We start from the raw sequence: 12,093 nt of genomic DNA, 5'->3' as shown, positions 1-12,093 counted from the left end.
GTTTTGCTCTTTGACGCTCCAGGACGACGGTGCTCAGGATGGGCGTGCGCGCAGGGCCGAATCGGACAAGGAGTGGTGCACGGCATGGATCTTCGATACTCGTCGTCGGCGGAGAGGTTCCGGCGGGAGATCCGTCGATGGCTGGAGGAGTCCGTGCCGGCGCAGTGGCGCCAGCCGCGTTTCTGGATCGACCGGGACGGAAGCGAGGAGTCCCTGGAACTGCGGCGCCGCTGGGAGAAGGACCGGTTCGACAACGGCTTCGCCGGTGTCGACTGGCCCGCCGCGTTCGGCGGGCGCGGGGCCGATCACGAGATCCGGGCGGTGCACGACGAGGAGATGGCACGGGCCCGGGCGCCGATCGGTCCCTTCCTCGGCCTGACCTACCTCGGCACGGCACTGCTCGGCCCCACGCTGCTGCGCTACGGCAGCGACGTGCAGAAACGCACGATCCTGCCGCGGATCCTGTCCGGCGACACGATCTGGTGCCAGGGGTTCTCCGAGCCGGAGAGCGGCAGCGACCTCGCCGGCCTCTCGACCACCGCCCGGCGCGACGGCGACGTCCTGGTGGTCTCCGGCCAGAAGACCTGGACCTCGCTGGCGCGCCACGCCGACGCGATGTTCGCCCTGGTCCGCACCGATCCGGCGGCGGCACGACGGCGCGGCATCACCTTCCTGCTGATCGACCTGACGCTGCCGGGGGTGCACGTGCGCCCGATCCGGCAGATGTCCGGCTCGCACGAGTTCGGGGAGGAGTTCTTCGACGAGGTACGCGTGCCCGTCGACGGCAACGTGGTCGGCCGGATCGACGACGGCTGGGCCGTGGCCCGGTACCTGCTCTCCGTCGAGCGGAACGCCTCGCCGATCAGCCAGTACGTGGAGTTCGGCCACGAGCTCGACGACGTGATCGCCGCGGCCCGGCACATCCGGAAGGACGGCCGTCCGGCCATCGAACACCCTCAGATCCGGACACGGATCGCACGCTGCCGGGCCGACCTGGAGCTGCTCCGCGTTCGCGGCTACGACGCGATGACCCGCCTGGCCCAGGGACAGGACCTGGGCGCCGACGCCTCGGTCACCAAGCTGCTGTGGTCACGGACCAGGTTGGCGATCGCCGATCTGGGCGCCGACATCCTCGGTGTGGACGGCCAGCTGGGCGCCGATCCTGGCGGCGGGCATCTCGGCCATCTCCGCTGGCGCCACCTGCACGTACGCGGCCAGCGGATCGCCGGCGGCACCGCGCAGATCCAGCGTACGATCATCGCCCGCGACCTGCTGGGCCTTCCCCGGTGAGCGGGACGGCGATCGGCTCGGGAACCGTGCTGTTCCAGCTTCGCGACGGGATCGGCACGGTGACACTCAACCGGCCCGAGCGCCGCAACGCGATCTCCTGGCAGCTCGTGCAGGATCTGCTCGCCGCCATCGAGCGGGCCGGCTCCGAACAGGACCTGCGCGTCCTCGTCGTCACGGGCGCCGGTGACGACTTCTGCGTCGGCGCCGACCTCGCGCGGGTCGGGTCCGACAGTGCTCAGGACCAGGAGACGCGTACACTGCGCGGCCGTTCGGTGGCCGACGACCGCGAACGGCTGAGCCGGGCCTCGGCCATCGTGGAGACGCTCGTGCACTTCCCGTCGCCGACGATCGCCGCCATCAACGGCGCCTGCGCCGGCGCAGGGCTCTGCCTCGCGCTGGCCGCCGACTTCCGGCTCGCGGCGCGGGAGGCGGTGTTCAACACCGCGTTCGTCAGCGCCGGGGTGTCCGGTGATCTGGGCAGCGCCTGGCTGCTGACCCGCGCGGTGGGTGGCGCCCGCGCGCGGGCGCTGCTGCTCGACCCGGCCAAGCTCACCGCCGCCGAGGCGGCCGACCTGGGGCTCGTGACCGAGACCACGACCGATCTGGCGGCACGGGTCGGCTCGCTGGCCGGCAAGCTCGCCGCACAGGCGCCCAAGGCGATGCGGTACGCCAAGCAGAACCTGGCCGACGCCGGATCGGCAACGCTGCCCGATTACCTGCGGCGGGAGGTGCCCCGTATGGTCGACTGTGCCCGCAGCGGCGATGCGCGGCGGGCCGCCCAAGCCTTCCTGGAAAAGCGCAAACCGGTGTTCACCGGAGAGTAGGAGCGGCATGATCCCCCCTCTCGCGGGAATACGCGTCGTCGAGTTCGGCCACTACATCGCCGCGCCCGCGGCGACCCAGATGCTGTCCGACCTCGGCGCCGACGTCATCAAGATCGAGCCGCCCACCGGCGACCAGGCACGCGGCATCGGCGCCTACGGCGAGGGCATCGTCCTGGCCTACAACCGCGGCAAGCGCTCGATCGTGCTCGACCTCAAGCAGGCCGGCGACAGGGAGACCGCCCTGAGCCTGATCGCGGAGGCGGACGTCGTCGTGCAGAACCTGCGGGCCGACGCGCTGGCCCGCCTCGGTCTCGGGCCCGACGACCTGCGGCCGGCCAACCCCAGGCTCGTTCACGTCTCGATCCGCGGGTTCAGCTCCCGAGGCCCCTCGGCGAACCGGGCCGGCCTCGACATCGCCGCGCAGGCCGAGAGCGGCCTGATGTCGATCACCGGCGAGCTCGACGGTGATCCGCTCCGGGTCGGCTTCCCCGTCGCCGACGTCGCCGCCAGCTACGCGGTCGTCCAGGTCGTGCTCGCCGCGCTCCTGCGCAGAGAGCGCACCGGCGAGGGCGGGGTCGCCGAGGTCTCGCTGCTGGATGCCGCGATCCACCTTCAGTCGGCGATGTGGGGCGAATGGCACGTCTCCGGCCAGGAGCCGCGGCGCAAGGGAAACGGCCAGGCGACCGTGGCTCCCGCCGCAGACCTCGTCCGCACCGCCGACGGGACCATCGTCCTGTCGGCCTACACCGCCGACCACTTCGCGCGGCTGTGCCGGCTCATCGACAGGAAGTGGATGCTCGACGACCCCCGCTTCGCCGACAACCCCGCCCGGGTCGCCAACCGGGAGGCGCTCCTGGCGGAGATCTCGGGGGCCATCGGCGTCCTGCGGACCGAGGAGTGCCTCGCGATGCTGGCCGAGCACGGCATCGTCGCGGCGGAGGTGCGCACCTACCACGACGTGGCCGAGGCGCCGGACGTGCTCGCCAGCGGAGTCCTGACCACCGGGCTGGGGCCGGACGGTGACCGCTACACCGTTCCATCGCTGCCCTTCACCCTCGACGGCGTCACCGTCGAGGCGGACCAGGCGGTGCCCCGCGCCGGGGCCGACTCAGGTGCGCCCGGCTGGCGTGGCGCTTGACCTGGTGAGCAGGGCCTACATTGGATCGCACCATGAACGTCCGCGAGCTCGAATGCTTCCTCGCCGTCGTCGACCAGGGCAGCATCACCCGGGCCGCTTCCGCGCTCTACCTGGCGCAGCCGTCCCTGTCACAGATCATCCGCCGCCTGGAAGGCGACCTCGGCGTGGAACTGTTCCGCCGGGTCGGGCGCGGCCTGGTGCTCGCCCCGGCCGGTGAGGCGCTCGTCGGGCCGGCCCGCCAGGTCGTCCGTGACCTGCACCACGTCCGCCAGGTCGCCGAGGGCTACCGGGGGCTCGAGCGCGGACGGGTCGACCTGGCGATCTCCACCTCCCTCACGTCCAACTTCCTGGCCGCCTGGGTAGGCCACTTCCGCCGCGAGCATCCTGGTTTCACGGTCCGGCTCAAGCAGCACGACGGCGACACCGACGAGCTCGTCCACCTGATCAGGTCGGGCGAGGCCGAGCTCGCCTATGCGGTCGCGCCCGTGTCCCGGCAGGGAATCGACTGCTTCCGTATCGGCGAGGGCGAGGTCGTGCTGGCTCTGCCGCCCAGTTGGCGGGCCGAGTTCCCCGACCCGATCCCGGCCGCCCTGCTCGACGGCCTGCCCATGATCGTCGATCGGGGATTCGGGCGTGCGTACCTCGACTCCATCGGCGTCGAACCCACCGTCGTCGTCGATGTCAGCGAACCCGCCGGACTGGTGCCGCTGATCGTCGCCGGGGCTGGAGCCGCTGTCCTGCCGATGCGCCAGGCCCTGGACGCTCGACGCAGGGGAGCGAGCCTGCGCATGATCGAACCGCTGGCCGTACGGGCGATCTACGCCATCACCTCGACCTCTCCGCTGTCGATACCTGCCCGCAGATTCCTCGAACTCAGCAGGGAGAATCTCGATCGCTGGCGGCGAGCCGTGACCAGACGCACCGACCGGGGCATGACGCTGCTGGAGGCGTCCATCGACGCCGACAGCGTGATCGAAGCCGCATATCAGCGCCTGGAGGAGACCCCTCCCCAGCCGGCGACGGGCTTCACTCCCGCCGCGGGACTCCAGGATCCGCGGGCGGTGAGTCCCGAGGCCTGACGGGACGTTGAACGGGGTGGCGCGATCTCCTGGGTCCGGTGATCCGCGTCTACGCATGCGGTCGCCCGGCCGGTAGCCTGGAGCGGGTCCCTTGACCTGCCCAGATCGCGGGAGGCCGGCTGCGAGCTGAGTGCCGGGACGAGGCGGTGGAGATGACGAACGAGCGTCGGTCGGTTCTTCGCCGTGCCCTGCGCATTCTGGACATCTTCCAGGACGCCGAGGATGGCCTGAGCCTCTCCGAGATCAGCCGCCGGTCCGGCGTACCGCTCACCACGACCCATCGCATCGTCGGGGAGTTGCAGGAGTGGGGCGCGCTCGAACGCGATGACTCCGGTGACTACCGGATCGGGCTGCGGCTGTGGGAGGTGGCCGCCCTCTCACCCCGGTCCGTGGGGCTGCAGCGCATCGCTCTGCCGTTCATGCAGGATCTCTTCGAGACGGTGCACCGCGGCGTGCACCTCGCCGTCCGGGAGCAGGACCAGGTCGTGTTCGTCGAGCGGTTCGTCAGCCCGGAAGTGGCCAGTGATCGCCCTCGGGTGGGCGGACGTTATGCCCTCCACGCCACCGCGGTCGGGCTGGTGCTGCTCGCGCACGCGCCGCCCGAACTGCAGGAGGAGATCATCAGCGGGCCGCTGGTGGCGTTCACGTCACGGACCTACACGAGCGGGCGCGAACTGCGGCAGGTGCTCGCCGACGTCCGGCGGTCCGAATACGCGATCAGCGACCGGCAGATCAGCCCGAAGTACGCCTCGGTCGCCGCGCCCATCTACGGCCCCGACAACAGCGTCGTCGCGGCGCTCTCCCTCATCGTGCCGTACGTCGAGCCGCACGGGCCCAGCATCGCGCACTTGGTCCAGGCCACCGCGCGCGGGATCTCACGCGCTCTCGGAGCGCCTCCGAGGCAAAATCGCTCGCAGATACCTTCCGATATGCGGAAAGACGGGTAGTCGTTGCGGCGATGTGACGGGAGTCTCATTTTGGCCGGCTGGGGGGCTGTGAGCCGGCCGGATCAGATCTAGGAGTGGATCGTGCCCGTCACCGCGTTCACCTCGTCTTCCCTCACCCGTAGGTCCTTGTTCATGTTGACCGCTGCCGCGGCGGGCTCTTCCCTGCTGGCCGGGTGCGGCTCGGACGCCGCCACCACGGGCGGCGGCGGCAAGAAGACCACGTTCCTGAGCTACCTGCCGCTGGAAACCCTGTCGCTCACGCCCGAGTTGCTCGCGGTCTCGGGCGGCCACTTCGCCAAGCACGGGCTGGAGGTGACGCTGCAGCCGGTCAAGGGATCGCCGCAGGCCATGCAGACGCTGCTGGCGGGCACCGCGCCGATCACCCGCCTGGGGCAGATCGACGTCATGTCCGCGATCGCGGACACCGGCCAGCCGATGGTCAACATCGGCACGCTCACCCGGGCTTCGACCCTGCGCTTCGTGTACAGCAAGAAGAAACACCCGCTGGAGAAGCCCGAGGACTTCGTCGGTCAGACGATGGGTGTCCCGTCCGAGGGCGGGACCAGCGACAAGGTGGTCTCGCTCGTGCTGGCCGGCGCCGGACTCGACCCCGAGAAGACCAAGCGTCAGGTCGTCGGGCTCACCCCGGGGACGTTCAACCTGGTAGAGCAGGGCCGCATCGTCGGCTACGTGGTCAGCCTCGACACGGCCAACATCCTGGCCGCCCAGAACCCCGACGTCGGCGTCTTCGAGCCCGGCGAGTACGTCACCTGCGACTCGCAGGTCTACGTCACCACCAAGGACGCCGCGAAGAAGGACGCGGAGATCCTCAGGGCGTTCATGGCGGGCATCCACGACGCGCTGGCGGCGATCGTGGCCGACGACTCACTCGACGAGACCGTCAAGCAACTGCGCGGCACGTACTCCTTCTCCACCCTCGACGACGACAAAATCGCCAAGGCGAGCCTGACCATGCTGCGGAACGCCTGGACCGGCAAGGACCCGAGCAAGCCATTGCTCGTCACCGACGAGACGGTCTGGACGTCCGGCTACAAGGAGCTCACGGACGCCGGAGTCGTCAAGTCCGGCGGCGCCGCCGCCACCTGGTTCGACAACAGCCTCCTGCCCAAGACCTGAGCCGGACCGACCCAGACCTGGAGGAACCGGATGTCAACCCAGTGTGCATTTCCCCCACGGCTGCGCCCCGCCACCCCTGGTGCGGAGATACAGCCCTCAGCCGAGCCGTCCCCGGCGGCCGAACCCGACCTGATCGGGATCGGCCGATGACCCGGCGGCTGCGCAGCGAAGTCCCGGTCGGCAGCCCGCGCTGGGCCACCAGACGTGCGCAATGGCGCGCGCTCGGGCTGACCGACGACGATCTCACCAAGCCCAAGATCGCGATCGTGAACTCCTCGTCCGGGCTGGCTCCGTGCTTCAGCCACCTGGATCCCATCGCCGCCGCGGTCAAGCGATCGGTCGAGGCGGCGGGCGGTGTGGCGTTCGAGATCCGTACGGTCGCGCCGACGGACTTCATCATGAGCGCGGGCGCGGGCGGCGGTTATGTCCTGTCCAGCCGCGACCTGCTCGCCAACGACATCGAGGCCGTGGTCGAGGGCGCCCAGCTGGACGGCATGGTCTGCCTGGCCTCGTGCGACAAGACCACCCCCGGCCAGTTGATGGCCGCGGCCCGGCTCGACGTACCGGCCCTGATCCTCTCCTGCGGCTACCAGAGCTGCGGGGTGCTCGACACGGGGGAGCGGGTGGACATCGAGGAGGTCTTCCTGCGTGCGGGTGGGCTCAAGTTCGGCGGGATCACGTTCGACGGCCTGTGCGACCTGAGCGCACGCGCGATCACCGGGCCCGGCGTGTGCACCGGCATGGGCACCGCGAACTCCATGCACGTCGTCGCCGAGGCGCTCGGCATGACCCTGCCGGGCTCGGCGCCGGTACGGGCGAACAGCGAGCCGATGTGGCGGGCCGTCGAGGCGAGCGGCGAGGCGATCATCGGGGCGGTCCTCGCGGACCGCCGGCCGCGTTCGATCCTGACGCCTGCCGCGTTCGCGAACGCGGTGATGTCGGTGCTCGCGGTCAGCGGCTCGATCAACTGCGTCAAGCACTTGCAGGCGATCGCCCGCGAGGCGGACTCCGAGGTCGACGTATACCGACTTTTCGAGAATTATGCCGACACGATCCGGCCGCTGTCGGCCGTACGGCCGAACGGCGAGGACACCATCGAGGAGTTCGAGGACGCCGGCGGCGCCCTCGCGGTCCTCAAGCAGCTCGGCGACGCTCTCGTCGGTCAGGCGGTCACCGTCACCGGGGAGACGATGGGGGACAGGGTGGCCGGTGCGGTGGTGAAGGACGAGCGGATCATCCGGCCGCTGAGCGATCCGCGCGCCGGCCATCCGACCGTGGTGGTCGTACGCGGCTCGCTCGCACCCGACACGGCCATCGTGAAGCTGTCGGTCACCGAGGACCGGCCCCCGACGTTCGAGGGCGCCGCCCGCGTCTTCGACGACGCCCCGTCGGCGATCGCCGCCATCGAGGGCGGCGTGGTACGGCCCGGTGACGTCCTGGTCCTGCGCGGGGTCGGCCCGGTGGGTACACCCGGCATGGGCATGGCCTCCCAGACCGTCTTCGCGCTCAACGGGGCCGGCCTGACCGAACAGGTCGCCGTGGTGACCGACGGGCAACTGTCCGGGCTGGTCAACAAGGGCATCGTCGTCGGCGAGGTCTCGCCCGAGGGCGTACTGCCGGGTCCGCTCGGCGTGGTGGCGGACGGCGACAGGATCTCGATCGACCTGCACGCCCGCCGCGCCGACCTACTCGTCGACGACGCGGAACTGGCTCGGCGCCACGCGAAACGGGCCCGGCATCAGGTCCCTGGCGGGAAATCCGGATGGCTTCCCGTCTACGCGCGTTCGGTCGAGCCGCTTCCCCGCGGCGCGACGCTCCGTGGCAACGACCTCCCCACGACCCGACCCTGACCTGTCCACGCCGCGTCGAAACCTTCAGGAGAAGGAATGCCGCACGAGCTCACCGAGCTTAAGATCAACACTGTCACCAAGCCGGGCGGTGATCCGGCCGAGGAGCTGACCGCCGACGTCTGCGTCGTCGGGGCCGGCATCGCAGGCCTGTCCGCCGCCATTGAGGCGCGGCGGCTCGGCCGATCCGTCGTACTCGCCGACGCCCTGCCGGTTCTCGGCGGCCAGTGCGTGAACTCGCTCATCGGGCTGTTCTGCGGCGTGTACGGCAACGGACCGGAGTACCGGCAACTCACCCACGGGATCTTCGACCCGATGTTCGCGGACCTGGGCAGGACCGACGACATCCACTTCAACAAGGGCCACACGATCACCGTGGCGTACGACGAGGTGGTGCTCGGCCGGTGGGTCGAGAACCTGGTGCACTCCCTGGGCATCCAGGTCGTCCTCGGCGCGTCGGTGCTCAACGTCGACGCGAGTGACGGCCGGATCGACGCCACCACCTTCGCCACCCGGCACGGCCTGGTCCGCGTCCGGGCGGGCGGCTTCGTCGACGCCAGCGGCGACGCCTCGCTCACCTGGGAGGCCGGCCTGGCCTGCCGGGTCCCCGAGCGCACCGTCTGGGGTTCGCAGCAGATCCGGCTGGAGAACCTGCGCGAGGAGTTCAAGCCCGACCCCGCAGAACTGGTCGCCCGGGTCGAGGAGAAGGCGGCGGAGTACGGCCTGGTCCGGCGGGACGGCCTGGCGTTCTTCTTCCCCGGCCGGAACACGGCGGTGATGAACATGACGCACGTCGAGGCGCCGCTGGAGGCGGTCCGGGCGTCCAGGGCGCAGATCGAGGGACGGGCCCAGGCCGACCGCGTCGTGGAGTTCTTGCGCAAGGAGTTCCCGAAGGCGTTCGGCGCGGCGAAGGTGCGCACCTACGGCTTCCCCGGCCGTCGGCAGACCCGCTGGATCGCCGCCCTCCACCAGCTCTCGGCGGACGAGGTCCGCACCGGCTTCCGCTTCGAGGACGCGGTCGCCCGTACGGCCTGGCCCATCGAGTTGCACGACCGGGTCGAAGGATACGTGTGGGAGGTGTTCGACTCCGATCACGTCCATTACGTCCCGTTGCGCAGCCTGATCCCCCTGGGCGCGCACAACCTCGTCGCCGTGGGCCGCTGTGTGGACGGCGACGCCGCCGCCCTGTCGAGCGTCCGGGTGATGGGCCCCTGCGCGGCGACGGGACACGCCGCGGCGCACGTGCTCGACCTCGCCCGTGACGGCAGCGTCCAGGAGATCGACCGGGCCGAGCTGCGCGGACGACTGCACGACAACCTCGACGGTTAGGAGCGCACCGTGAGACTGGCGGACGATGAGAAGGCGATGCTGGACGGCGCCGAAGGGCCGGCGGTCGCCGCCGCGATGGACCTGTTGGTCCGGTACGGCGAGGCGCTCGGCGCCGAACGTCTCTGCGACATCCGCAACGTCGCCGGGACCATGACGCAGCCGTCGCCGGTGAAGGCCAAGCTGGTCCGCGAGGGCGGCTGGAACAAGGCGTTCTCGGTGCTCAACCTCGACAGCGACGACGACCTCGAGATCCCGCAGATGCGAGTGCCCACCTGCCAACTGCAGCAGGGGTTCGGCGAGGACGCGCTGGGGGTGGCGCCGTACCCGCCGAGCATGATCGAGCTCCAGGGGGACGCCGAGTCGTTCTACGGGGCGCACGGGGTCAACATCCTCGCCACCTGCACGCCGTACCAGGTGGGCAACCTCCCGGTGCGCGGCGAGCACTGCGCCTGGATGGAGTCGTCGGCGGTGGTCTACTGCAACTCCGTGCTCGGTGCCCGCACCAACTGCGAAGGCACGGCCTCGACGGGGGCGGCGAGCCTGACGGGAAAGATCCCCTGCTGGGGGAACCACCTGCCGGAGAACCGCCACGGCACCCACCTGATCGAGTCCGCCGTACCCGTCGACGGATTCCTCGACTGGGGCATGTTCGGCTACTTCGTCGGTGACATCGTGCAGGAGAACCGGCCGGTCGTCACCGGCCACCTCCGGCAGCCCGACCTGGCCGACCTCAAGCACTTCGGCGCGGCCACGGCCTCGTCGGGCGGCGTGGAGATCTATCACATCCCCGGCATCACGCCCGAGGCGGCGACGCTGGAGGCCGCGTTCGGCGGGCGCGCGATACCGGAGAAGATCGTGTACGGCGAGCGCGAGCGACGTGCGGTCTACCAGAGGCTGAACGACCAGGGCCAGTCCACCGACGTCGACTTCATCCTGCTCGGCTGCCCGCACGCCTCGCTCGACCAGATCGCCAGGGCGGCTCGCGCACTCGACGGCAAGAAGCTCAACCCGGGCACCGAGCTGTGGATGATGACCCCGCGTGCGCTGCGCAGCGTCGCGGACCGCAACGGATACACCGAGATCATCCACAAGGCGGGGGGCCGGCTGCTGACCGACTCGTGCCCGGCCATGTCCAAGTCCGCGCCCACCGGCACCCGGGTGTTCGCCACCGACTCGGCCAAGCAGGCGCACTACCTGCCGGCGATCCTCGGCATCGAGGCCTGGTACGGCACCCTGGAGGACTGCGTAGACGCGGCCGTCACCGGAACCTGGCGAGGGGAACTGCAATGATCATCGAGCTCCGAGGGCGCGGCATCGTGCCCGGCCATGCCGAGGGAGAGGCCCTGGTCTCGCACGAGACCATCTCAGGCTGGGGCGGCATCGACCCCGCCACCGGCACCGTCATCGAGCGCCGCCACGAACTGTACGGAGTTTGCTTCACCGGGAAGGTGCTGGTCTTCCCGGGCGCCAAGGGCTCCTCCGGATGGTCCGCCTTCTTCCAGAGCACCCGCCTGCTCGGCACCGCCCCGCTCGCGATGGTGTTCACCACGCTCTCCACCAAATCGGCGCTGGGCGCGGTCGTCACCCGGGTCCCGGCCGTCTCCGAGCTCGACCAAGATCCCGTGGAGGTCATCCACACCGGCGACCGGGTCACCGTCGACGCCTACCGGGGCATCGTCACGGTGGCGGGCCGGGTTCGTCGAGGAGCCGGAGATCGGACGGGCTGATGGTGGCGGTGGCCAGCAGCGTGGTGATCAGGTTGTGGTTGAGCGCGTTGCCCAGCGGCGGTGGGATCTCCTCCTCCCGAAGTCCGGGCACGTGGGCGCTGAGCCGCAGGCGTGTCCCGGTGACGATGTGGGCCGCCCGTTTGGCGGTCCACCGTTCTTCCGGACGGATGCGGCGGAGCTCGCGGAAGACCTGGTCCCAGCTCAGCGGCTGCGGCCAGGGCTCGGGCCGGAGGTAGCGCTGGCCCAGGCAGACCAGGACCAGCCGTTCGGTAGGGGTCAGGGGGTATCCCGCCGGTTCGCGGGTGTCGGCCTCTTGCCGGCTCTGCACGACCGGAGCCGCCGGCCTCATGACGATCCGTACTTCGAGCAAATGCTCTCGTTCGGGGGCGACGATGAACAGCGGTGTGTACGCCACGGGCAACGCCACGTGGTGCTGAGTGAGCACCAGCTGCCCTCCTGGAAGGCGGATCGGCAGGTGGCCGAGGTTGTGCAGCACCCACCGCCCGTCCTGGCGGCTGATGGACCCTTGCTGCCGGCTGACGTAGGGATCGTCGGGGGCGACGCAGACGTGGACGTCCGGCTCGCAACGCCCGAACACCACATCGAACCCGGCGTCGGGCGCGACGCGGATCCCGCCGTTGGTTCCCCGGACGTACAGGGTGCCCGGAACGGCCGGGTGGAGCCCGTCGGAGAGGTCGCCGAAGTCCTTCGGCAAGAAATCCACCTTGCTCGCACTCCTGCGCCTCGTCACCGCCATGCCGCGATCTTCTCCACC

General features: G+C 70.5%; 11 protein-coding genes. 10 read left to right on the top strand and 1 reads right to left on the bottom strand.

Annotated features, from left to right (window positions below; genetic code table 11):
* Nucleotides 1-84 precede the first annotated feature (84 nt).
* From ACIBQX_RS35980 to ACIBQX_RS35935, 10 genes are all read left to right on the top strand, one after another.
* Entirely contained in the window at nt 85-1,290 is a 1,206-nt protein-coding gene (locus tag ACIBQX_RS35980) for an acyl-CoA dehydrogenase family protein (protein ID WP_397012555.1), read from the top strand.
* Nucleotides 1,287-2,114, top strand: a complete 828-nt coding sequence (locus tag ACIBQX_RS35975; RefSeq protein WP_397012553.1) for an enoyl-CoA hydratase/isomerase family protein — start codon at nt 1,287-1,289, stop codon at nt 2,112-2,114. Before ACIBQX_RS35980 ends, ACIBQX_RS35975 begins: the two co-directional genes overlap by 4 nt.
* Nucleotides 2,115-2,121: 7 nt before the next feature.
* Nucleotides 2,122-3,252, top strand: a complete 1,131-nt coding sequence (locus ACIBQX_RS35970) for a CaiB/BaiF CoA transferase family protein (RefSeq protein ID WP_397012551.1) — start codon at nt 2,122-2,124, stop codon at nt 3,250-3,252.
* A 32-nt stretch (nt 3,253-3,284) separates the two neighbouring features.
* Entirely contained in the window at nt 3,285-4,331 is a 1,047-nt protein-coding gene (locus ACIBQX_RS35965) for a LysR family transcriptional regulator (protein ID WP_397012549.1), read from the top strand.
* Nucleotides 4,332-4,483: 152 nt separating this feature from the next.
* Nucleotides 4,484-5,278, top strand: coding sequence for an IclR family transcriptional regulator (locus ACIBQX_RS35960; protein ID WP_397012547.1), 795 nt, complete (start codon nt 4,484-4,486; stop codon nt 5,276-5,278).
* Between the two features lie 132 nt (nt 5,279-5,410).
* Nucleotides 5,411-6,415 carry an ABC transporter substrate-binding protein gene (locus ACIBQX_RS35955; protein ID WP_397012545.1) on the top strand — a complete coding sequence of 335 codons (1,005 nt, stop codon included), beginning with the start codon at nt 5,411-5,413 and terminating at the stop codon, nt 6,413-6,415.
* 146 nt (nt 6,416-6,561) lie between these two features.
* Nucleotides 6,562-8,265: a dihydroxy-acid dehydratase gene (locus ACIBQX_RS35950; protein WP_397012543.1), complete on the top strand. Its 1,704-nt coding sequence runs from the start codon at nt 6,562-6,564 to the stop codon at nt 8,263-8,265.
* 36 nt (nt 8,266-8,301) lie between these two features.
* The gene (locus ACIBQX_RS35945) at nt 8,302-9,591 is read left to right on the top strand and encodes an FAD-dependent oxidoreductase (RefSeq protein WP_397012541.1); all 1,290 of its coding nucleotides are present in this window, start codon (nt 8,302-8,304) and stop codon (nt 9,589-9,591) included.
* Between the two features lie 9 nt (nt 9,592-9,600).
* Entirely contained in the window at nt 9,601-10,881 is a 1,281-nt protein-coding gene (locus ACIBQX_RS35940; RefSeq protein ID WP_397012539.1) for an aconitase X, read from the top strand.
* Nucleotides 10,878-11,318 (top strand): aconitase X swivel domain-containing protein, encoded by a 441-nt coding sequence (locus ACIBQX_RS35935; protein WP_397012537.1) that lies wholly within the window; start codon nt 10,878-10,880, stop codon nt 11,316-11,318. Before ACIBQX_RS35940 ends, ACIBQX_RS35935 begins: the two co-directional genes overlap by 4 nt.
* Here the strand turns inward: ACIBQX_RS35935 and ACIBQX_RS35930 are convergent.
* Nucleotides 11,269-12,033 carry a hypothetical protein gene (locus ACIBQX_RS35930; RefSeq protein WP_397012535.1) on the bottom strand — a complete coding sequence of 255 codons (765 nt, stop codon included), beginning with the start codon at nt 12,031-12,033 and terminating at the stop codon, nt 11,269-11,271. The genes ACIBQX_RS35935 and ACIBQX_RS35930 overlap by 50 nt on opposite strands.
* Nucleotides 12,034-12,093 lie beyond the last annotated feature (60 nt).

Origin of the sequence: Nonomuraea sp. NPDC049714 (assembly GCF_044465295.1) — a bacterium.
Lineage (GTDB): Bacteria > Actinomycetota > Actinomycetes > Streptosporangiales > Streptosporangiaceae > Nonomuraea.
Note: the sequence above shows the minus strand (reverse complement) of the source record. Positions and strands in the feature narration are given on the sequence as shown.

Excerpts from the sequence above, each read along its gene's own strand:
- ACIBQX_RS35980 (WP_397012555.1), top strand. The coding sequence starts at position 85 with ATGGATCTTCGATACTCGTCGTCGGCGGAGAGGTTCCGGCGGGAGATC.
- ACIBQX_RS35970 (WP_397012551.1), top strand. The coding sequence starts at position 2,122 with ATGATCCCCCCTCTCGCGGGAATACGCGTCGTCGAGTTCGGCCACTAC.
- ACIBQX_RS35965 (WP_397012549.1), top strand. The coding sequence starts at position 3,285 with ATGAACGTCCGCGAGCTCGAATGCTTCCTCGCCGTCGTCGACCAGGGC.
- ACIBQX_RS35960 (WP_397012547.1), top strand. The coding sequence starts at position 4,484 with ATGACGAACGAGCGTCGGTCGGTTCTTCGCCGTGCCCTGCGCATTCTG.
- ACIBQX_RS35955 (WP_397012545.1), top strand. The coding sequence starts at position 5,411 with ATGTTGACCGCTGCCGCGGCGGGCTCTTCCCTGCTGGCCGGGTGCGGC.
- ACIBQX_RS35950 (WP_397012543.1), top strand. The coding sequence starts at position 6,562 with ATGACCCGGCGGCTGCGCAGCGAAGTCCCGGTCGGCAGCCCGCGCTGG.
- ACIBQX_RS35945 (WP_397012541.1), top strand. The coding sequence starts at position 8,302 with ATGCCGCACGAGCTCACCGAGCTTAAGATCAACACTGTCACCAAGCCG.
- ACIBQX_RS35935 (WP_397012537.1), top strand. The coding sequence starts at position 10,878 with ATGATCATCGAGCTCCGAGGGCGCGGCATCGTGCCCGGCCATGCCGAG.